Source organism: Ottowia flava (assembly GCF_008017535.1).
GTDB classification, from domain to species: domain Bacteria; phylum Pseudomonadota; class Gammaproteobacteria; order Burkholderiales; family Burkholderiaceae_C; genus Ottowia; species Ottowia flava.
Genome location: NZ_VRUA01000003.1, coordinates 1 through 21660 on the forward strand (window position 1 = coordinate 1; position 21660 = coordinate 21660).

General features: G+C 68.7%; 16 protein-coding genes, 1 other RNA gene and 1 pseudogene. 11 read left to right on the forward strand and 7 right to left on the reverse strand.

What is annotated here, in order from left to right; genetic code table 11:
- Positions 1–142 precede the first annotated feature (142 nt).
- Positions 143–1087, reverse strand: coding sequence for a LysR substrate-binding domain-containing protein (locus FVQ98_RS04120; RefSeq protein WP_222707555.1), 945 nt, complete (start codon positions 1085–1087; stop codon positions 143–145).
- A 238-nt stretch (positions 1088–1325) separates the two neighbouring features.
- Here FVQ98_RS04120 and FVQ98_RS04125 point away from each other — a divergent pair, with 238 nt between their 5' ends.
- From FVQ98_RS04125 to FVQ98_RS04150, 6 genes and pseudogenes are all read left to right on the forward strand, one after another.
- Complete coding sequence (locus FVQ98_RS04125; RefSeq protein ID WP_147912178.1) at positions 1326–2255, forward strand: pirin family protein; 930 nt, start codon at positions 1326–1328, stop codon at positions 2253–2255.
- Between the two features lie 130 nt (positions 2256–2385).
- The gene (locus FVQ98_RS04130; protein ID WP_147912179.1) at positions 2386–4170 is read left to right on the forward strand and encodes a monovalent cation:proton antiporter-2 (CPA2) family protein; all 1785 of its coding nucleotides are present in this window, start codon (positions 2386–2388) and stop codon (positions 4168–4170) included.
- A 196-nt stretch (positions 4171–4366) separates the two neighbouring features.
- Positions 4367–4588: pseudogene (locus FVQ98_RS04135) on the forward strand (GNAT family N-acetyltransferase); the annotation flags it as partial.
- On the forward strand, positions 4585–5481 hold the full coding sequence (locus tag FVQ98_RS04140; protein ID WP_147912180.1) for a pirin family protein: 897 nt from the start codon (positions 4585–4587) through the stop codon (positions 5479–5481). The pseudogene FVQ98_RS04135 and the gene FVQ98_RS04140, both read left to right, overlap by 4 nt.
- A gap of 236 nt (positions 5482–5717) precedes the next feature.
- Positions 5718–6272: an NADPH-dependent FMN reductase gene (locus FVQ98_RS04145; RefSeq protein WP_147912181.1), complete on the forward strand. Its 555-nt coding sequence runs from the start codon at positions 5718–5720 to the stop codon at positions 6270–6272.
- Positions 6273–6342: 70 nt separating this feature from the next.
- The gene (locus FVQ98_RS04150) at positions 6343–7149 is read left to right on the forward strand and encodes a DUF3025 domain-containing protein (RefSeq protein WP_147912182.1); all 807 of its coding nucleotides are present in this window, start codon (positions 6343–6345) and stop codon (positions 7147–7149) included.
- A gap of 66 nt (positions 7150–7215) precedes the next feature.
- Here FVQ98_RS04150 and argE read toward each other — a convergent pair whose 3' ends face one another.
- Entirely contained in the window at positions 7216–8367 is a 1152-nt protein-coding gene (argE, locus tag FVQ98_RS04155; RefSeq protein WP_147912183.1) for an acetylornithine deacetylase, read from the reverse strand.
- Positions 8368–8688: 321 nt separating this feature from the next.
- Here argE and htpX point away from each other — a divergent pair, with 321 nt between their 5' ends.
- Both htpX and FVQ98_RS04165 read left to right on the forward strand, forming a co-directional pair.
- Positions 8689–9555 carry a protease HtpX gene (gene htpX, locus FVQ98_RS04160; RefSeq protein ID WP_147912184.1) on the forward strand — a complete coding sequence of 289 codons (867 nt, stop codon included), beginning with the start codon at positions 8689–8691 and terminating at the stop codon, positions 9553–9555.
- Positions 9556–9717: 162 nt separating this feature from the next.
- Positions 9718–10575 carry an HTD2 family dehydratase gene (locus tag FVQ98_RS04165; RefSeq protein WP_147912185.1) on the forward strand — a complete coding sequence of 286 codons (858 nt, stop codon included), beginning with the start codon at positions 9718–9720 and terminating at the stop codon, positions 10573–10575.
- A gap of 180 nt (positions 10576–10755) precedes the next feature.
- On the opposite strand, the gene FVQ98_RS04170 is transcribed toward FVQ98_RS04165, so the two are convergent.
- The 3 genes from FVQ98_RS04170 to cysK all read right to left on the reverse strand — a co-directional run bounded on the left by FVQ98_RS04170 (position 10756) and on the right by cysK (position 14523).
- Positions 10756–12501 carry an NAD(P)/FAD-dependent oxidoreductase gene (locus tag FVQ98_RS04170; RefSeq protein WP_147912186.1) on the reverse strand — a complete coding sequence of 582 codons (1746 nt, stop codon included), beginning with the start codon at positions 12499–12501 and terminating at the stop codon, positions 10756–10758.
- Positions 12502–12766: 265 nt separating this feature from the next.
- The gene (locus FVQ98_RS04175; RefSeq protein ID WP_147912187.1) at positions 12767–13288 is read right to left on the reverse strand and encodes a hypothetical protein; all 522 of its coding nucleotides are present in this window, start codon (positions 13286–13288) and stop codon (positions 12767–12769) included.
- Between the two features lie 317 nt (positions 13289–13605).
- Entirely contained in the window at positions 13606–14523 is a 918-nt protein-coding gene (cysK, locus tag FVQ98_RS04180) for a cysteine synthase A (RefSeq protein ID WP_147912188.1), read from the reverse strand.
- A gap of 209 nt (positions 14524–14732) precedes the next feature.
- On the opposite strand from cysK, the gene FVQ98_RS19580 reads away from it, so the two are divergent.
- From FVQ98_RS19580 to FVQ98_RS04195, 3 genes are all read left to right on the forward strand, one after another.
- Positions 14733–14918 carry a hypothetical protein gene (locus FVQ98_RS19580; protein WP_187265623.1) on the forward strand — a complete coding sequence of 62 codons (186 nt, stop codon included), beginning with the start codon at positions 14733–14735 and terminating at the stop codon, positions 14916–14918.
- A gap of 38 nt (positions 14919–14956) precedes the next feature.
- Positions 14957–15319: RNase P RNA component class A (gene rnpB, locus FVQ98_RS04190), an RNA gene on the forward strand.
- Positions 15320–15870: 551 nt separating this feature from the next.
- Positions 15871–18750: a beta strand repeat-containing protein gene (locus tag FVQ98_RS04195; RefSeq protein WP_187265624.1), complete on the forward strand. Its 2880-nt coding sequence runs from the start codon at positions 15871–15873 to the stop codon at positions 18748–18750.
- A gap of 381 nt (positions 18751–19131) precedes the next feature.
- Here FVQ98_RS04195 and FVQ98_RS04200 read toward each other — a convergent pair whose 3' ends face one another.
- Together FVQ98_RS04200 and FVQ98_RS04205 are read right to left on the reverse strand one after the other, a co-directional pair.
- The gene (locus FVQ98_RS04200; RefSeq protein ID WP_147912191.1) at positions 19132–20355 is read right to left on the reverse strand and encodes a M48 family metallopeptidase; all 1224 of its coding nucleotides are present in this window, start codon (positions 20353–20355) and stop codon (positions 19132–19134) included.
- Positions 20356–20372: 17 nt separating this feature from the next.
- Entirely contained in the window at positions 20373–21614 is a 1242-nt protein-coding gene (locus tag FVQ98_RS04205) for a YjgN family protein (RefSeq protein ID WP_147912192.1), read from the reverse strand.
- Positions 21615–21660 lie beyond the last annotated feature (46 nt).

Consider the following 21660-nt stretch of genomic DNA (forward strand, 5'->3'; position numbering starts at 1 on the left):
GCCGCATCCCGCCGGTCGAGTACCGTGTCAAACTGTTCCCTAACCTCTACTTCTGACTGGCCCAGAAAATCGAGGGGACTTCAAAAAGTGACTATCAGCCGCCCACCCGTGTGACGCAGGGTATGGCTTGGGGCGCCGCGATTCACCCCTGCGGCGGTGCCAGGCAGCGGCCCTCGTCGATCAGCGTGCCAAAGCCAGCGGCCAGCGCGTCCACCAGCTGGCGCACGGCGGGGCGCATGCCGCGGCGGGTGGCGAAGGCGACCTGGATCAGCGCGGGGCGGGGCGCCCAGCCGGGCAGCACTTCCTGCAGCGCGCCGTCCGCCAGGGCGTCGTGCGCGATCAGGCGCGGCAGTGCGGCGCAGCCGACGCCGGCCAGCGCGGCGTCGCGCAGGGCGGCCATGTCGTCGGCGATCAGGCGCGGGGTGTGCGCGACGGTGGTGGTCTGGCCGTGCGGGCCGGTCAGGCGCCAGGCCTGAGTCTCGTCGGAATTGCCGAGGCCCAGCGTGGGCAGGCGGGCCAACTGCCCCGGCGCCGTCGGCGGCATGCCGGTGGCCAGCAGGCGCGGCGCGGCCACCAGCAGGTGTGGGCTGAGCGCCAGCGGGCGCAGGGTTTCCTCGCGCGGCAGGGGCGCGTCGGGCGCGCGGGCGCGCACGGCCAGATCGACCCCGCCTTCCCACACGTCGACGTTGGCGTTGGTGGCGCGCACCTGCAGCTGCACCTGCGGCCAGGCGTTCAGGTAGCGCGTCAGCATCGGCCCGACGGCGGCGTGCAGCAGCGCGGGCGGGCAGGACAGGCGAACGGTGCCGCGCGGCACCCCGCCGTCGGCGGCGGCCAGCGCCTCGGCGGCTTCGGCTTCGGCCAGCATGGCGCGGGCGTGTTCCAGCACGGCGAGGCCGGTGTCGGTGAGGGCGAAGCGGCGCGTGGTGCGCTGGATCAGCCGCGTGCCCAGGCGCGCTTCCAACTGCGCGACGCGGCGGCTGAGCTTGGATTTGGGCACGTCGATCGCGCGCTCGGCCGCGGCGAAGCCACCGTGTTCGGCCACGGCGGCGAAGTAGGCCAGGTCGTTCAGGTCGGTCAAGGGGCTCATGCGCCGATTTTGCTATTGTGTTGGGAGCTGATTGCGCAGGTGGTTGTAGGGCTGGAGGTCAATATGAATCAAATATCTTGGCGCTGACGAGCTGTCTTGGCGTTCGGCCGCCCGTGGCTTGATTGTTCCACTGATAAGACGATGAGTTGAATATTCAGGCCTTTCATTCTGGCATTGCGACGCCTACTATGCCTGCATGGCGCCCCGTTGCGGTGCGCCCCCTTATCAGGAGAAACACATGAACACCGTGACCACCCCGATCGCCAACGACCCCGTCGACACCCGCAGCGCCCCCAAGCGCGTGCTGGCCAAGGTCAGTGCGCCCGGTCGCCACTGGGTGGGCGACGGCTTTCCCGTGCATGGCATGTTCGGCTACAACGGGCCGGGCGTGGCCGAACGCAGCCCGTTCCTGATGCTGGACTACGCGGCGCCGACCACCTTCAGCCCCCACAGCGGCCACCGGCGCGGCGTGGGCCAGCACCCGCACCGCGGGTTTGAAACGGTGACCATCGTCTACGACGGCGAGGTGGAGCACCGCGATTCGACCGGCGCCGGTGGCGTCATCGGCCGCGGCGACGTGCAGTGGATGACGGCCGGCGGCGGCATCCTGCACGAAGAGTTCCATTCCGAGGCGTACAGCCGCAGCGGCGGCCCGTTCGAGATGGTGCAGCTGTGGGTCAACCTGCCTGCGCGCGACAAGATGACGCCGGCGCATTACCAGGGCATCACCGACGCGCAGATCCCCAGCGTGGCGCTGCCGGCCGATGCGGGCCGGGTGCGCGTGATCGCCGGCGAACACGGTGGCCAGCGCGGCCCGGCCGAGACCTACACGCCGATGCACGTGTGGGACGTGCGCCTGAACGCCGGCGCCACTGCCGACCTGGCCCAGCCCGAAGGCTGGAGCACGCTGGTGGTGGTGCTGGACGGCACGGTGATGGTCAACGGCACCGAGGTGCTGCGCGCGGCCGAAATGGCGACGCTGTCGACCGAGGGCAGCGGCCTGACCGTCGAGGCCAATGGCAACGCCAAGCTGCTGGTGCTGGCGGGCGAGCCGATCGACGAGCCGGTGGTGGGCTACGGCCCGTTCGTGATGAACAGCCAGGCGCAGATCGCCGAAGCCATCACGGACTTCAACAGCGGCCGCTTTGGCGGCCTGCACGGGGCCTGAGCCTCGGCCGGTTCAGGCAGCGGCGCCGGTCGACCCGGCGCCGCTTTTTTTGTGGTGCGGGTGCGCGGCGCCGGGCGAACCGGCGGGTGTATCGTTGCGCCCTTGATCCGAATCCAGCGAATGGGATGGTATGGCAGCAGAAGGGGGCATGACCGGCCAACTGGTCAGCATGGTGACGCTGCTGGGCGCCGCGGTGATCGCCGTGCCGGTGTTCAAGCGCCTGGGCCTTGGCGCGGTGCTTGGTTACCTGGCGGGCGGGCTGGCCATCGGCCCGTTCGGGCTGAAGCTGGTGAGTGACCCGCAGACCATCCTGCACGTGGCCGAACTGGGCGTGGTGATGTTCCTGTTCGTCATCGGGCTGGAGATGAACCCCACGCACCTGTGGGGCCTGCGCCGGCAGATCTTCGGCCTGGGCAGCCTGCAGGTGGTGGTGTGCAGCGCGCTGCTGACGGCGGTGGGCGTGGCCTTCGGCTATTCGTGGCCGGTGTCCTTCGTCGCGGGTGCGGGCTTCGTGCTGACGTCCACCGCCATCGTGATGCAGCTGCTGAACGAGCGCGGCGACATCGCCACGCCGCGCGGGCAGCGCATCGTCTCGATCCTGCTGTTTGAAGACCTGCTGATCGTGCCCTTGCTGGCCGTGGTCGCCTTCCTGGCGCCGGCCGACGCTGCGCACGCCGCCACGTCGCCGCTGTGGCAGCGCATCGGCACCGCGCTGCTGGCGCTGGGTGCGCTGGTGGCCGCGGGCATCTGGCTGTTGAACCCGCTGTTTCGCGTGCTGGCGCGTGCCAAGGCGCGCGAGGTGATGACCGCCGCCGCGCTGCTGGTGGTGCTGGGCGCGGCGCTGCTGATGGAACTGGGTGGTCTGTCGATGGCCATGGGCGCCTTCCTGGCCGGCGTGCTGTTGTCCGAATCGACCTTCCGCCACCAGCTGGAGGCCGATGTCGAGCCGTTCCGCGGCCTGCTGCTGGGCCTGTTCTTCCTGGCCGTGGGCATGTCGCTCGACCTGGCCACGGTGGCCAGCCACTGGCCGCTGGTGCTGGGCGGCACGCTGGCGCTGATGGCCACTAAGGCGGCCTGTATCTACGCCGTGGCGCGCTTCGCCAAGAGCAGCCGCGCCGACGCGGTGGACCGCGCGATCCTGATGGCGCAGGGCGGTGAATTCGCCTTCGTGCTGTACGCGCAGGCGCTGGCGCAGCGCGTGATCACGCCCGAGGTCAACGCCAACATGACGGCGATCATCGTGCTGTCGATGGCCTTTACGCCGCTGGTGGTGGCGCTGCACAAGCGCCTGGCCAGGCCCGCGCCCGAGTCGATGGAAGGTGTGGAGCCCGCGCACGACCTGTGCGGCAACGTGCTGATCATCGGCTTCGGCCGCGTGGGCCAGATCGTGACGCAGGCCGCACTGCTGCGCGGGGCCGACATCACCATCATCGACAGCGACACCACCACCATCCGCGAAGCCAACAAATATGGCTTCAAGGTTTACTTCGGCGATGGCGCCCGCACCGATGTGCTGCACGCCGCCGGCGCGCACCATGCGCGCGCCATCGTGGTCTGCATCGACGACCGCGCCGCCGCCACGCTGATCGCCGAAACCGCCAAGCAGCAGTTTCCGCAGGCCGAGCTGATCGTGCGCGCCTACGACCGCGAGCACGCGCTGGCGCTGGTCAAGACCGACGCCGACGTGGTGGTGCGCGAAACCTTCGAATCGGCACTGGTGCTGGGCCACGCCACCGCCAAGGCGCTGGGCGCGAGCGACGACGAGGCCGACGAAAACCTGGCAGAGCTGCGCCGACGCGACCGCGAGCGCTTCACCCTGGAAATCGCCGGCGGCCGCTTCGCCGGGCGCGATCTGGTGCTGCGCAATGGCACCGAGACCACGGCGGCCCCGGTCGAGCAGGCGCCGGCCACGTGATGCCGACCGCCTTTCGGCGTGCGCCGCGGGTCGCCTTGCGTTAAGGTGGCTACCGCACCTGTTGACCCCCTGACGCCGCGGCCTGCGCGGCGCGCCACCGAGGAGATCCGAGCCATGAGCGACGAGCCAGCCATCACCCTGAACGAGGCCACGCACCGGTTCGAATGGACCGTGGACGGCCACCGCCTACGAGGAATTCGAGCGCTTTCCCGGCGGCATCGCCTACCTGCACACCATCGTGCCCAAGGAGCTGGGCGGGCGCGGCATCGGTGCGCGTCTGGTCAAGCACATCCTGGACTACGCGGCCGAGCAGGGCCTGAAGGTGCGGCCCGACTGCCCCTTCGTGAAGGCCTACATCGATAAGCACCCCGAATACCGGGCCAACTCGCTGGCGCACGGCGCCAGCCTTTCACCATGAACGCACCCGCCCCCATCCGCTACCCGTCGCGCAGCTCCATCGTCGGTGAAGACACCCAGATCCGCCGCGCGCTGCCCAACCGCGAACGCCGCCTGGTCGGCGCGTGGTGCTTCCTCGACCACCTGGGGCCGGTGCAGTTCGCGCCCGGCAAGGGCATGCACGTGGGCCCGCACCCGCACATCGGCCTTCAGACCTTCACCTGGATGATCGAAGGCGAGGTGGTGCACCGCGACTCGCTGGGCAACGAACAGGTGATCCGCCCCGGCCAGGTCAACCTGATGACCGCCGGGCGCGGCATCTCGCACACCGAGGACAGCGCGCAGGAAGGCGCCGCCATGCACGCGGCGCAGTTGTGGATCGCGCTGCCCAAGGAAGAAAAAGACCGCGAGCCGGCGTTCAGCAACTACGCCGACCTGCCCACCGCCGACGTGGGCGGTTGGCGCGCCACGGTGCTGGCCGGCACGGCGCTGGGCCTCACGGCGCCAACGCAGGTCTATACGCCGCTGGTCGGCGTCGACTTCACCAGCGCGGGCGCGGCCGACAACACGCTGCCGCTGCAGGCCGACTTCGAATACGGCGCCATGGTGCTGCGCGGCGAGGCCGAACTGGCCGGCGAAGCGCTGCCCCAGGGCGAGCTGCTGTACTTTCCGCCCGGTCGCACCGAGCTGCGCCTGCGCACCAGCACCGCCGCGCAGGTGCTGCTGCTGGGCGGTCGGCCGTTTGGCGAGCCGATCATGGTGTGGTGGAACTTCGTGGCACGCACGCACGAGGAAATCCAGCAGGCCGCCGACGACTGGAACGCTGGCCGGCGCTTCGGCACCGTGCGCCCGGGCAGCACCGCCAAGCCGTTGTCACCGCCCAGCCTGGACGGCGTCCATTTGCGTCCGTCGTGAGTCGCGGGCACCGGGTGTGCCGCGTCCCTGTGGCGTTGCGGTTTTTGGGTTGTTTTGGCCTGCAGCGCTACAACCATCTGCGCGAGCAGCTGCATAATCTATAGCACATCGGCTGCCGGGACTGAACACGCAGCGTCCTGGATGACCGCTTCGGCCGGGCGGCTGGCGGCCGGTCGCCAGCCGACAATTCTTCCTTGCATTCGGCCGCTTGCGGCCCCTTCCTCCGATCTCTCACCATGCACCTTCTCGCGATCTCCGGCAGCCTGCGCAGCGGCTCCTACAACACCGCGCTGGCGCGCACCGCCCAGCAACTGACGCCTGAGGGCGCCACGCTCGAGGTCGCCACCTTGCACGGCATCCCGCTGTACGACGGCGACGTCGAGCAGCAAGGCATGCCCGAAGCCGTGCTGGCGCTGAAGGCGCGCATCGCAGCGGCCGACGGGCTGCTGCTGGTCACGCCGGAATACAACCAGGGCGTGCCTGGCGTGTTCAAGAACGCCATCGACTGGCTGTCGCGCAGCGACATGAAGACCACCTTCGGGCGCAAGCCGACGGGGCTGATGGGCGCGTCGATGGGCGGCTTTGGCACCCTTTCGTCGCAGAACGCTTGGCTGCCGACGCTCAAGGTCCTGGGGGTGCAGCTGTTCAGTGCGCGCAACGTGCTGGTGTCGCGTGCGCAGAACCAGTTCGACGCCGAGCACCGCCTGCAGGACGAGGCCACGCGCCAGATGGTGGCGGCCTACCTGTCGGACTTTGCCGCGTTTGTGGTGGCTGAAAAGAAAGCGGGCTGAGCTGGGCGTGACACGTGTGCACGCCCTGAAAAAAAGGGACTTCCCGGCAACCATGTGCTCTCTGGATTCCATGCTGTCTGACGCCGTCCCAGGCCCGCACCCTGATGGCGGCGCCCTGGCATCGCCGCTAAGCGCGGCGCCCGACTGGGCGCAGCCCTGGTTCACGCCCTGGGCGCGCGCCGGGCAGGCCGCGCTGGCGCGCCACGCTGCGGGCCAGCCGCTGACCGACGCGCTGAACGCGACCGGCGACGCGCCCGTGCGCTTCGTGCCGCCCCAGGCGCTGCCGCCCGGTGCCGCGTACGAGCGCTTCATCTTCGACAGCGGCGCCGTGCCCACCCGCACCGGCTGGCACGACTTTTTTAACGCGCTCGTCTGGCTGGGCCTGCCCGTCACCAAGCGCCACCTGAACCGACTGCAGGCCGCCGAGATCGCCCGCGACGGCGTGCAGGCGCGGCGCGGGCCGGTGCGCGACGCGATCACGGTGTTCGACGAAAACGGCGCCCTGCTGCATGCGCCCGATGCGCTGTGGAATGCGTTGGCCGAGCGCCGCTGGGCCGAACTGTTCGGCCCGCTGCGGCCGCTGTGGCGCGAGGCGAGCTTCCTGCTGTTCGGCCACGCCGCGCTGGAAAAGCTGCTGGCGCCCTACAAGTCCATCACCGTCCACGTGCTGCGCGTGGACGCGCCGTTCGATGCGGCGGGCGATCTGCGTGCGCTGGACGCGGCCCTGGCCGACGCGCTCACCCCCGAGCGCCTGGCGACCAAGCCGTTCGTGCCGCTGCCGGTGCTGGGCGTGCCGGGCTGGTGGCCCGCCAACGCCGATCCGGCGTTCTACGCCGATGTGGACGTGTTCCGACCGCTGCGCCGGCATTCTGAATGAAATTGGCCGTTAGCCCTACAGCCAACAGCGCGGCAAGCTATTGAATCAATAGTGAGGTGGGGGGTGTCAAAGCGTGGCCACCAGCTGCTGCAGGAAGCGGTCGCACTGGTCCAGCTGGCTTTGCTCGACGAACTCGTCGGGCTTGTGCGCCTGCTCGATCGAGCCCGGGCCGCACAGGATAGTGGGCACGCCCAGCTGCTGGAACAACCCCGCTTCGGTGCCGTAGGCGACCTTGCGCACTTCGCGGTCGGCCGTCAGCGCGCGCACCAGCTGGGTGATGGCGGCTTGCTCGCTGGCGTCCAGGCCAGGCGCGGAGGCGCCTTTCTCGATCACGATGCTGGCTTCGGGGAATTCGCGCTGCATGCGCGGCAGCAGTTCCTGGCTGACGTAGTCCTGCACGCGCTGCTGCACGCTGTCGGGCGACACCACAGGCAGGTTGCGGAACTCGTAGCTGAACTGGCAGGCCTCGGGGATGGTGTTCACCGCCACACCGCCACCGATCATGTTGGTGGTGATGGTGGTGTAGGGCACGTCGTAGGCCTCGTCGAACGGGCCTTCGGCGCGCCAGGCGTCGGCCAGGTCGCGGATGTGGCAGATCAGCCGCGCCGCGTACTCGATGGCGTTGCAGCCCTTGGGCGTCAGCGACGAATGCGCGGCCTTGCCGTGCACGCTGCAGTGGTACAGGTTCAGGCCCTTGTGCGCGACCACCGGGCGCATGGACGTGGGCTCGCCCACCACGCAGCCGTCGATGCGGATGCCGCGCTCGCGCAGCTCGGCCAGCATGAAGGGCGCGCCGACGCAGCAGATCTCCTCGTCGTACGACAGCGCCAGATGCAGCGGCTTGCTGCGCGGCTTGGCGACCAGGTCAGGCACCAGCGCCAGCGACGCGGCGATGAAGCCCTTCATGTCGCAGCTGCCGCGGGCGTACCACTTGTCGTCCTTTTGCGTCAGTCGGAACGGGTCGCTGTGCCAGTCCTGCCCGTCCACGGGCACCACGTCGGTGTGGCCGGACAGGCAGATGCCGCCCTGCGTGTCGCCGCTGGCGGCGGGCACGGTGCAGAACAGGTTGGCCTTGGTTCCGTCGCCATTCAGGTTCAGCCAGGGTTTCAGGCCCTGCGCCTGCAGCGCGTCGCGCACGGTTTCGATCAGGCCGAGGTTGGAGTTGCGGCTGGTGGTGTCGATGGCCGTCAGGCGGTCGAGCCAGGCGAGGGTGTTCATGGGCGTCTTCGTAAGGGTGGAAATAGGTCGGAAGATACTGCGGCGACCATCATAGGATGCCATGCATGTGCCAAATGGCAGTGCGGATGTGCGTTGGGCTGCGCATGTGCCGCCGCCGGTGCTGCGCCGCGAACTTCAAGCGGGCGCCGACGGGCCGGCCCAGCGGGCAGCTTCCGTGATAACTTCGTGGGAACCCGGCCTGTGCCGGGGTATCCAAGCCGCTCGGAGTGCGGGCGGCTTGAAGCGGGCCGGTTGGCCCACATGTGATGGCACCCGCTTTTCGTGCCGGGGTGGCACGACTTCCCTCTTCGAAGGAAAACGATGAAACGCATCATGTTGTTTGTGCTCACCAACATCGCCGTGATGGTGGTGGTGGGCATCATCACCAGCCTGTTCGGGCTGGGTCGCTACACCGGCACCGACACCGGGCAGCTGATGATCTTCTCGCTGGTGGTGGGCTTTGCCGGCTCGATCATTTCGCTGCTGATGAGCAAGACCATGGCCAAGATGTCCATGGGCGTGAAGATCATCGACCAGCCCGCCAACGCCGACGAGGCCTGGATCGTCGAGACCGTGCGCAAGTTCGCCGGGCAGGCCGGCATCGGCATGCCCGAAGTCGGTATTTATGAGGGCGAGGCCAACGCCTTTGCCACCGGCGCGTTCAAGAACTCGGCCCTGGTGGCCGTGTCCACCGGCCTCCTGCGCGGCATGACGCGCGAGGAGGTCGAGGCGGTGATCGGCCACGAGGTGTCTCACGTGGCCAACGGCGACATGGTCACCATGGCGCTGATCCAGGGCGTGATGAACACCTTCGTCGTGTTCGCCAGCCGCATCATCGGCTCGCTGGTCGACGGCTTCCTGCGCCGCGACAACGACAGCAGCGGCCCCGGCATCGGCTACTACGTGACCACCATCGTGCTGGACATCCTGTTCGGCTTTCTGGCCGGCATCATCGTGGCCTGGTTCTCGCGCCAGCGCGAATTCCGCGCCGACGCCGGTGCCGCCCACCTGATGGGTCAGCCCAACTCGATGATCAACGCGCTGGCCCGCCTGGGCGGCATGCACGCCGAAGGCCAGGGCATGCCCAAGAACCTGCAGAGCATGGCCATCGTCGGCGACATCGGCAAACTGTTTGCCACGCACCCGCCGATGGAAGAGCGCATTGCTGCGCTGCGCGCCGGCCGTTGATATTCCAGTGAAATCGATCGCTGGCCGGCGCTGAATCTGCGCAACCAGCTATCAAAACCGCAGTGTCTCCCAGGCGCTGCGGTTTTTTTGTGGCTGCTCTACAGTGGATTTCGCTGCACCGCGCACGCCGCGGCCCCCCACCCCTGTCAGGAAAGCCCCCGCGTGACCTCGCCCAACGCCCCGACCGCCACCGAAGTCGAACACGACCGCTGCTCCCTGACCCTGGTGCGGCGCCTGCTGGCCATGCTGGACCGCGACCCGGCGTCGCTGCGGATGGGCGATCGCCTGCCGCACGGCTGGCACAACCTGATGTTCAACCCGCCCACGCGCCAGTCCGCGCTGCGCCCCGACGGTGCGACGCGCCACCGCGTCAACATCCCGGGGCTGGAAGACCTGCCGCGCCTGATGTTTGCTGGGCGGCGCTGCCAGTTTCCGGGCGAGATCGCCATCGGCGCCGACGTGCGCCAGGAAACGCGGCGCCTGGGCGAGCCGGTGATGAAGCAGGGCCGCTCGGGCCGCTTCGCGCTGGTGGCCTTCGAGCACCGCATCTTTGTCGAAGGCGAGGCCGCGCCCGCCGTCATCGAGCTGCGCGACTACGTGCTGCGCGAAGGCGCGCCGCCGCAGTCGGTCACAGCCGCGCCGCCCGCCGCACCGGACCCTACGGAGTCGGCCAGCGCGCGCCCCGGCTACGTGCGCAGCCTGCTGCCCGACGAGGTGCTGAACTTCCGCTATTCCGCCATCTGCGACAACCCGCACCGCATCCACACCGACCTCGCCTACGCCACGCAGGTGGAAGGCTACCCGGCGCTGGTGGTCAACGGCGGCATCCCGGCCACCTATCTGCACGAGGTGTTCCGCAGCGTGGCCGGGCGCGAGCCGGTGGCGTTCGACGTGCGCAACGTCGCTGCCATGTTCTGCGGCAACCCGCTGCACTTCTTCGCGCAGCCGGAGGGCGACGGCTGGAAGCTGTGGGCGCAAGACGATGCCGGGCGCACCACGGTGGAGGCCAGCGGGCGCTGAGCCCCGGGTGCGTTCGGCGATGCGTGCTGGATGCCGCTAGCGGCGTCGCGCCGCCGCAAGGAACGAGACGCCGGATGGCGGCCCAGCGTTCAATAGAAATAAGCTGTTAAGCCAATACAGCAGGGCGCAGTCAGCTATATGTTGAATAGCAATGCGGCAGTCGCTTGCGCACAGATCGCCTCAAGCGGTCGCCGCCATCAGGCTTAGTGCCACCGCTTCACCCACCTTGATGCCGTCGATGCCCGCCGACAGGATGCCGCCGGCGTAGCCCGCGCCTTCACCGGCGGGGTACAGGCCGCGCACATTCAGGCTTTGCAGGTCGTCGCCGCGGCGAAGGTGCACGGGCGAGCTGGTGCGGGTTTCGACGCCGGTCATCACCGCGTCGGCCATGTCGTAGCCCCTGATCTTGCGGCCGAATGCCGGCAGCGCTTCGCGCATGGCGGCGCTGGCGTAGGCGGGCAGGGCGGTGTGCAGGTCGGTCCACAGCACGCCGGGTTGGTACGAAGGCAGCACCTCGCCAGGCCCTGTCGATGGGCGCTGCGCCAGAAAGTCCTGCACGCGCTGCGCCGGGGCGTTGTAGTCGGCGCCGCCCAAGGCGTAGGCGCCCGATTCGAGCTGGCGCTGCAGCACGATGCCGGCCAGCGGATGGGTTTGCCCCGCCGGCACATCGGCGGCGCCCAGCGCATCGCCCAGCGTGGCTTCAAACGCCGCAGGGTCGCGCGGAAAGTCGGCCGGCTCGATGCCGACCACCATGCCGGCGTTGGCGTTGCGCTCGTTGCGCGAATACTGGCTCATGCCGTTGGTGACGACGCGGCCGGGCTCGCTGGTGGCGGCGACCACGGTGCCGCCCGGGCACATGCAGAAGCTGTAGACCGCGCGGCCCGCGCCTTCGGCCTGCGTGGCGTGGTGCACCAGTTTGTAGTCGGCCGCGCCCAGCAGTGGGTGGCCGGCGTGGCGACCCCAGCGCGCGCGGTCGATCACGCCTTGCGGGTGCTCGATGCGCACGCCGATCGAAAACGGCTTGGCCAGCATGTGCACACCGCGCTGGTACAGTCGCTGAAAAGTGTCGCGCGCGCTGTGGCCCACGGCCAGCACCACGTGCGACGTGGGCAGCGTGCTGCGTTCGCCGTTTTGAAGGTTTTCGACCTCCAGCCCTACAACCGCTTGCGCGGCTAGCTCCTGATTCAGTAGCACGTCGGTCACGCGGTGCTGAAAGCGGATCTCACCGCCCAGCGCGATGATCTGCGCGCGCAGGTTCTCCACCACCTTCACGAGCTTGAAGGTGCCGACGTGCGGGTGCGCCACCCACAGGATCTCTTCCGGCGCGCCAGCGGCGACGAATTCTTCCATCACCTTGCGCCCCAGGTGGCGTGGGTCGCGCACCTGGCTGTACAGCTTTCCGTCTGAAAACAGGCCGGCACCGCCTTCACCAAATTGCACGTTGCTTTCGGGGTTCAGCGCGCGCTGGCGCCACAGGCCCCAGGTGTCTTTCGTCCGCTGGCGGACCGGCTTGCCGCGCTCCAGCACGATGGGCTTCAGCCCCATCTGCGCCAGCACCAGCGCGGCAAAAATGCCGCAGGGCCCAAAGCCGATCACCACCGGCCGCGCGCTGGCGTTGGCGTCCCCCCAATCGGCAGGCGCGCTGACGGGCGCGCGCCAGGCCATGTCGGGCGTGGGCTGTACGTGCGGGTCGGCGTCAAAGCGCGCCAGCAGCGCGGCTTCGTCCTGCCCCGGCGCCAGCGCGAGGTCGACGATGTAGACGGCCAGCAGCTCGGCCTTGCGCGCGTCGAAGCTGCGTTTGAAGACGGTGAGGGTGGCGATGGCCTCGGGCGGCAGGCCCAGCTTGGCCGCGGCGGCGGTGCGAAGCAGCGCCTCGGGCGCTTCGGCCTGCGCGAGCGGCAGGCGGAGTTCAGACAGTCGGATCATGGCGGTGGCTTGTGGTGATCAAGCAAGGCCGACGATGATAGCGGGCATGACCCAACCGAAGCGGCGCAAGCGAGCATCAATGACCACTTCCGGCGCGAACGGCAGTGGCACGGCGCGGTGTGGCTGGCCTTGATCGTCCTTGCCCTGCTGGCGGGCGGGCTCGGGCCCTTGTGGTCACACCGATTGCTCCCGATTCAGGAGCGGTTTGCGCTGGTGGCTGTAGGGCTGAAGGCCGATTTGTCTTGAAAACCGCGGTGCGGCGCGCTCAGCGGCCTTCCAACGCGTCGCGCAGTGGTTGCACGCGCTCGTCGCCGACCGCGGCGCGGATCTTGGGCAGCAGCTCGATCAGGCCGTCGAAACCCTGAGCCGATTCCACCGCCAGGTTCAGCTTGAAGCCGCGCAGCCCCAACGTGGCGGTGATCTGCGTGGCCAGCGGGTACGCCTTCTTGTAGCGCCGCACCCGCTCTTCTTCGTTGTTGGGTGCCACCGGCAAGTCCATGGGGCCATGGCGTGCCGCCAGTGTGCTGGACGCGAAGTCGGTCAACTGGGCGTCGCCCCGCGGCATATCGGCGCTGGCCGAGCCAGGCATCGTGGCGATCAGGCCGAGCTCGGCCAACCGGTCGATGTCCTCGCGCGACACGCCCAGCGACAAGGTGGCGTCGAGTACCGAGGCGGTCGAGCGCTGGCCGTCCAGCAGGATCAGGGCAGAGCGCTGCGCGCGCGTGATCTCCACGGCGTGCCGATCCTTCATGGCGCGCTGACCGAGCTCGGTTTTCTGGTAGATCATGACAGTTACATCAAACGTTTAAAACTCCGACGAGTGTGGAACGATCCGGCGCCCATGCCCCTTCTGGATAACCCTTGAAACAAGGTGTTTTAAAGCACGATCGTGCTTTTTCGAGGTGAATACTGGCACGAGTGTGGTGCGAAGCGGACGCCGCGACGGAAGTGGACCCCCTCGGGTCGCGCGAAACCGACGGCTCTGGCGGTGCTGGCCATAGCCCGGTGGGCGCCGTTGAGGCACCGGGCGTTCATCAAGGGCGCACCAAGTCGCGCACGTCGGTCGTCGGCGTGCGCGGCTTAGGCCCTCAAGCCCTCAGGCCTTCAAGCCGGGAGGTAGCCGTCCACCGACAGGTAGCGCTCGCCCGTGTCGTAGTTGAAGCCCAGCACGCGGCTGCCGGCCGGCAGCTCGGGCAGCTTTTGCGCGATGGCGGCCAGCGTGGCGCCGCTGCTGATGCCCACCAGCATGCCTTCTTCCGACGCGCTGCGGCGGCCGTAGTCCTTGGCCGCGTCGGCCTCGACCTGGATCACGCCGTCCAGCAGGCTGGTGTCCAGGTTCTTGGGGATGAAGCCCGCGCCAATGCCCTGGATCGGGTGCGGCGCCGGCTGGCCGCCGCTGATCACGGGCGACAGCGTCGGCTCGACCGCAAACACCTTCAGCTGGGGCCACTTGGCCTTCAGCACCTTGGCCACGCCGGTAATGTGGCCGCCCGTGCCCACGCCGGTGATCAGCACGTCCAGCCCATCCGGGAAGTCGGCCAGAATCTCCTGCGCCGTGGTTTCAGCGTGCACGGTGACGTTGGCCGGGTTTTCAAACTGCTGCGGGATCCAGGCGCCGGGCGTCTGCGCGGCCAGCTCTTCGGCGCGGGCGATGGCGCCCTTCATGCCCTTTTCGCGCGGGGTCAGGTCGAACTTGGCGCCATAGGCCAGCATCAGGCGGCGGCGCTCGATCGACATGCTTTCGGGCATCACCAGCACCAGCTTGTAGCCCTTGACGGCCGCGACCATCGCCAGGCCCACGCCGGTGTTGCCACTGGTGGGTTCGATGATGGTGCCCCCGGGCTTCAATTGGCCGGACTTCTCTGCGTCTTCGACCATGGCCAGGGCAATGCGGTCCTTGATCGAGCCGCCGGGGTTGCTGCGCTCGGACTTGATCCACACCTGGGCGTCCGGGCCGAACAGGCGCTGGATGCGCACTTCGGGCGTGCCGCCGATGGTCTGGAGGATGTTGTCGACTTTCATGGCAGGGCTCCTGAAAACGGTGTGAAAGAGGCGATCTTGCTGCCCATTCTCACGCACTTGATCCGTCTTCGCGCGATATGGGTATGCCAAGAAGGCATATGCCGCTCGGCGCCCACTGCGCAAAACCTTGCGCTGGCGCAGAACACCGGCGCCCGTACCGGTCGATACTGGACCGGTACTGTGCTCCGCACGCCTTCTGCCACGCCTTCATGTCGCTGTTTCACTTCAACCTTCTCGCTCTTGCCATCAGCTGCGCGCTGCTGGTCGGCGGCTACAGCGCCAACCGCCGCAAATTAGGCGGCGTGGCCATGGGGCTGGGGCTGCTCGGCTTGTTGCTGGTTATCCTCAACAGCATTCACATGGGCACCAACGGCACGCCGATCTGGGCGCCCTGACATTCCGGCACGAGCGGCGCGGGCGATAATCGCCCCGTGAAGCCTGCCAGACCGCCGCTGGTGCAAGTCTCGAAAGAGCGCACTGGAGGAACGTCCGGACTGCACAGGACAGCGTAGGAGCTAACGGCTCTCCACCGTGAGGTGAGGATCAGAGCAACAGAGACGAGTCACCGTGGGTGCCGCACCGGAGGCGAAAGCCGAAGGTACGAGCATCCAAGGTGGGTGAAACGGGCAATCTCTACGCGCAGCAACACCAAGTAGGCCAGTATTGAGGTGGTTCCGCTGAGCTGGCGGGTAGGTGGCACCGAGCCGGGTGGGCGACCCCCGGCCCAGATTGATGGCGGTCACGCGGCCGGGCAACCGGGCGCGCACAGAATCCGGCGTATCGGCAGACTTCACACTTTTTCTTCCGCCCGGCGCCCGGGTGTGACATGGCTCGCTATGAAATCATGAGCTGCCAGCGCAGGTGGTTCTAGGGCGAAGGCCGTATTTTCTTGTTTTTTTGACCGCATCGCGGCTGCGTAGGTGCGTGCCTGCCCGTTGGGTCACGGGCTGCGCGCCCTGGGTGCTCGCCGCTCCTCCGCGTCAGCCGCGGCCCAGACCATTGGCATGGCCTTCACCGCGCGTCGTGGCCTGCCTTGAGTCCCCCAGCTGCAGAAAAAAACATCATTTTTGGTCAATGCCTAAACAGGTCGGCAGTATGTAAATATTTGTTTTTGGATAGTAAGAATATTTCTATACTCATGTGCGTTGTGCGTGTGGGAATTACCCAGTTTGGTTCTACCCGTTCAAAAACTGTGCACGAGAGAAGGGCGCGAGGGGTATGTGGAAGCTTGTTCAAACAGCGTGGCGCCAAGTCTGCGCGTCGGCCGGCGACGTTTGTATCAATCCACCACCCGCGCTGCCAAGGCGCTTGGGTGGCGGGCTGCGCCGCGCGGCTGCTGCGGGCGCAATGGCGCTGGCATTGCCCTCCGTGTCGCACGCGTTCGATGGCGGCTTTTCGGTCGTCGATCAGACCATCCAGGGCACTGGCTGTCCTGTGGCCTTTATCTCTCAGTCCAGCTCGGGCACTGCCTCGGTCCAGTTCATCAGCTACGACCGCCAGGCCGGTGGATCGGTCTGGAACGTCAACAGCATCCAGAGCTACCCCACGTACGTGCCGCCGGGCAGCCCGCCCGGCACCCCGCCATCGGGTGGCCCGGTCACGGTGGCGGATCTGGAGGCCTGCGGCCTCAGCAACGTCATCAACTTGGCCCAGAACGGTGCGGACGGCCCCTCCCGCGCGGCCGACGCCTATATGGGCTTCAGTTTTCGCGCGACCCAAAGTGGCGTGATCTACGACTATGAGGTAGCGATCAAGGGCGCTAGCGGCACGCAGGTGGTCAACACCCGCACGCCCGTAAGCGCGCCCACGATCGTGCTGGCGCCAGCGGCACTGCCCGGCAGCACCGTCGGCGTGGCTTACAGCCAGACCGTCACGGCCAGTGGGGGAGTGGCGCCGTACAGCTTTGCGTTGACAGGGGCCCTGCCCGCGGGGCTGGCGTTCAACTCGGTCACCGGCGTGCTGTCGGGCACACCGAGCACTGCGGGCAGCTTCCCGATCTCCGTCAGCGCCACGGACTCGGGCGTCCACTTGGGTTCGCAGTCCTACGTCCTCAACGTTGCCCCGCCAACCATCACCGTCACACCTGTCAGCGTGCCCGCCGGCACCGTCGGGGTGGGCTACAGTCAGTCCGTCTCCGCCACAGGCGGCATAGCGCCGTATACCTACGGGGTCGCGGGGGGTGCGCTGCCGGCAGGCCTGAGCCTGTCCACGATTGGCCTCATCACCGGCGTGCCCACGGCGGGCGGCAGTTTTAACTTCACCCTACGCGCCACCAGCAACAGCACCGGCGTGGGCGCGCCGCACAGCGGCACCCGCAGCTACACCCTGGTGATCAACCCGCCGACCATCGGCGTGACGCCGGCGACCCTGCCCGCCGCCACCGCTGGCGCGGCCTACAGCCAGAACCTCTCGGCCAGCGGCGGGACGGCGGGCTACACCTTCGCCGTGACCGCCGGCACCTTGCCGCCGGGGATGACACTCAGCTCGGCCGGTGTGCTGAGCGGCACATCCACGGCGTCGAACACGTTCAACTTCACGGTCACTGCGACCGACAGCAGCACCGGCACCGGGCCGTACCCTGGCAGCCGGGCCTACACCTTGCAGGTGATGGCGCCTGGCGTGACCGTGTTACCGGCAACGCTACCCAACGGCGCGGTGGGCAGCGCCTACAGCCAGTCCTTCAGCGCCACGGGCGGCACAGCGCCCTACACCTATTCGCTGGCCGTCGGCCCGCTGCCTCCGGGGCTGACGCTCAGCGCGGGGGTGCTGAGCGGCACGCCCACCTCGGGCGGTACCTTCAGCTTCTCGGTCCGGGCGATCGACGCCACCACCGGCCCCGCGGCGCCCTACAGCGGCGAGCGTGCCTACACCGTCACCATCGGTCCGCCCACCATCACCGTGGCGCCTAGCACGCTGCCCAGCGCAGCGGTCGCCAGCACCTACAGCCAGACCGTGACGGCCAGCGGAGGAACGGCGCCGTACCAGTACACGGTTACCGCAGGCGCCCTGCCGGCGGGGCTCGCCTTGTCGACTGCGGGGGTGATCAGCGGCACGCCCACCGCGGCAGGTAGCTTCAATTTCACGGTGTCGGCGCGCGACAGCAGCGCCGGCGCCGGCCCGTACACCGGCAGCCAAGCCTACACCCTGACGGTGTCTGCGCCCACCATCACCCTGACGCCTGGCACCCTGGCGGCGGCGGCGGTGGGCAGCGCCTACAGCCAGACGCTGACGGCCAGTGGCGGCGTCAGCCCGTACACCTACTCGGTCAGCGCAGGCGCGCTGCCAGCAGGCCTGGCGCTCAGCCCCGCCGGCGTGCTGAGCGGCACGCCCACGGCGGGCGGTGACTTCATCTTCAGCGTCCGGGCCAGGGACAGCAGCACCGGCACCGGCGCGCCGTTCGAGGCCACCGTGGCGTATACGCTGACGGTGGCCAAGGCCGCGCAGACGCTGACCTTCCCGGCGCAAAGCCCGGCCAGCCACACCTACGCCAGCGCCGGCACCTTCGCCATCAACCCACCGGCCACCAGCGACGCGCCCGCCAACCCGGTGCGGCCCATCGTCTATTCGTCGCTGACCACGGGGGTGTGCACGGTGGCAGGCACCACGGTGACCATGGTCGCGTCCGGTGCCTGCACGCTGGCCGCCGATCAGGCGGGCGACACCAGCTATTTGGCAGCTGCCCAAGTCACGCAGACGGTGATGATCGACGGTATCAAGAGCTTCAGCGGCACCACCGTGCCCGGCCCGGGCGGCACGGCCGGCCCCGCCAGCGCCAGCTTCACCGGTGGCGGCGCGGCCTGCGGCTTTGACGCGGCAGGCACCGGCTTCGAAGCGGCGTCGGCCGCACCGCCGCCGGGCAAGGTCTTGCCGCAAGGCATGTTCCGCTTCCGCCTGACCGGCTGCGACACCGGCAGCACCGTGACGATGACCGTCACCTGGCCGCAGGCGGTGGGCGAGTACGGCAAGTACGGCCGGGAAACCGTGGGCGCCGCAGGCTCCACCTGGTTCACGCCGCCCGGCCTGGCCATCAGTGGTAACAGTGCCAGCTTCACCATCACCGACGGCGGCGTGGGCGATGGCGACGGGGCCGATGGCGTGATCGCCGACCCGACCGGCCCGCTGGCCGCGGCCCCGCCAGTCGTCGTGCCGACGCTGGGCGCCTGGGCGTTGGCGCTCTTGGCCGGCCTGCTGGGGTTGTTGGGCCGGCGCCGTTGGCGCACCGCCTGACCGCGCGGCGCGGCTGACGTCCGCAATGGCGGGGCGTTTACCCGCGCACCTACCCAAGGCGGGTGCGAAGCGGGGCTGAAGCGCTGCGGAGGTCGGGGCTACGGCAGGCATCAGCGGTGCGACGAGATGGGCAGGGCCAGCGCCCCGACTGTCAGGCGCACGGCGGGGCTGCACTGACGGCATAACAGGGTTGGACGGGTGGATCGGCCCGCGCTGGCAGACGCTGGCCCTGTCTCGCCGGCATCAATCTCGGGCGGAGGTTTTCAAGATTTTTTGGCCTCCAGCCCTACAGCCATATGCGCAAACAGCTTCCAAAAAGATAGCAGATGTCGATGGGCCAGGCCGCGCGCGAGGGTGCCGTGGCCTCAGGCTTCGCCCGTCTCAGCAGCCTGTGCCCGCCCTCAGGCGCGCCGCGCGGCCGTCGGTGTCGGGGTGGGTGCTGAGCCAGTCGAAGGACGGGCCCTTGCGCGCCTCGGAAGTTGGCGCGACCTGCGAGGCGCGGCGCCGCGGGGCCGACGCCTTCGCTTGAGCCGCGGACGCGACGGGTGCCGCCGATTCCGGCGCATCCGATTCGTCCTCATCGCTGCCGCGTGAGAACTGGTCCAGCGACTGCAGCAGATCGGCCATGGGCGCGGTGGGCAGGCCGCGGCGGGCCATCAGCGCGATGGCGTAGCAGTCGGACTCGGCCTCATGCCCACGCTGGTAGGCCAGGCCGGTGAGCGCCGTGGCGCCCATTTGCACCAGCGTGGACACGTCGCCCAGCGCCAGACCCAGGCCGGCGTTCAGCACGCCTTGCTCGACCACCATGCGCGTGGTGTGGCGGTGCTCGACGTGACCGATCTCGTGCGCCAGCACGCCCAGCAGTGCGGCATCGCCGGTGCCGGGGATGCGGGCGGCGTCCTTCACCATGGCGTCGGTCATGACGATGGTGCCGCCGGGCAGGGCGAAGGCGTTGGGCGGCATGCCGGAGCGAAATTCCAGCGTGTAGCGCGGCCGGTAGTCGCTGTAGCGGCGCTGCACCGGGTCGATGGCGCTCACCAGCTGGTCGAATTCGGCGCGCAGCGCGTCCTGCCGCGCCTTGGGCAGCTGCGTGGGTTTGACGTACTGCTCGTCGATCTCTTTCATGGCGCGGTCGGTCAGCGCCAGTTCCCAGCTGACCGGCACGTGGCGTGTGATCTGCGCCGCCGCCCAGGGCGTTCCCCAGCGGTAGAAGGCCCACACCCCCACCACCGCCACCACCAGCACGCCCAGCAGCACCGGCCACTGCGTCTGCATGCGCTCGGCCAGACTGCGGCGGTGGCGTGCGGCAGCCAGCGCGGCCTGCCAGCCGGCCACGTCGTCCACCTGCAGGCTGCCATGCGGCCCCAGGTCGACCGCCACGCGCGGCGGCGCGTGCCCGGCCGACCAGCGTTCGGGCCAGCCGACCTCGCCTGGCGCCAGCTCCAGCCGCTCCCGGTCGCCGTCCAGCGCTTTCAGCAGCAGACGGGCACCAGCCGGGTCCGGCCGCAGCGCGATCTGGACAGGGCGCGCGCGCGAACTGCGGCCGTCAAACCACTGCGCGGACAGCACGCGGGGCGGATCGGCGGGGGTGGCGGAAGCGTTCATGGCGTGCGCGGGGCGTGTCAGCCGATCAGGTCCAGCCCGAAGGCGTCGGCCGCGGCATCGCCAAAGGCGCCCTGCTGCTTGACCAGCTCCCCCACCAACTGGTCGGTACCGCCTTTGATGTACAGCGTGACCGAGCCGACCTTGGCCGCGTATTCGCTGGCCACCGCAAACGGGCGGTAAAAGCCCAGCGTGACGATGGACAGCAGCAGGTTCTTGACCTTCAGCCAAACGTAGGCGCCGGTTCTGAGCGAGGTCTTGCTGCGCGCGATCTGCGCCACGCCGATGTTGTTCCAGACCAGTTGGAACATGCGCGCCTCTCGGTAAGCGCGCGCTGGCACCGTCAGCAGAAACATCAGCACGATCATGACCACGAACGTCAGGAAGCCGACGAGGATGGCCACCACGATGTTGTTGATCGCCCACTCCTTGATCAGATAGCCCACCGCCACGGTGACGGTGCTGAAGGTCAGGGCCACCACAACCATCGCGATCAAGAAGAACAGCGCTGTCGCCAGCCAGACCTTGACGAAGTCGGTGTACACCGGCTTCCAGCGCCCGACCTGCCCGCCGATGCGCGCGCGCGCCACCAGTAGGCGCCGGTAGTTGTATTCGAGCCGGATCACGCACAGCAGCGTCAGCACCACGGCCAGCCCAACCAGGCTCAGCACCGCGGCGGTGGGTGCCGGCAGGCGCATCGGGGGCTCGGTGCCGGCCACGCTCGCGGGCGGCTGCGGCGAGATGGCGCCGCCAATGAAGAACACGGCTGCCCAGACGGCGGCGATGGCAAACACCGGCCAGCTGGCCAGGTAAACCTCTTTCCAGCTGGCGGTGAACGCCAGGCGGATGCCCCGCCAGCGCGTGGCGCCCAGCCGAAACCGCATGGCACTGGCCCATAGAAACGGCGTCAGCGCGGCAAAGCCGAACATCAGCAGACTGGCCGCCAGCTCCTGGCCGGTGTTCTTGGCCAGCTCGTACGCCAGGTAGAGCGCGGCAAACGCCAGAAAGCCCAGCACCATGCGCCGCTGCTCGGCCACAAATTCCAGCGGGCTGCCCGCCACCTGCGTGTGGCTGTAGAAATACTGCGCCGTGCGCCGCCGCGCCCAGGGGGTGTAGATGCCCAGTGTGATGATCGACAGCAGCACGTTGACGATCCAGACGCGGAAGTACTCGCGGCCGGTGCCGGTGAATTCGACGGCGTGGGCCTCAATACGGGTGTTGCCCCTGGTCAGGCCTGCGCTACCTGGTGGATTGCTTGTCATCGCGCTGTTCCCTCGTGCTGTTCTTGGGTGCGCAGTGTAGCGGTGG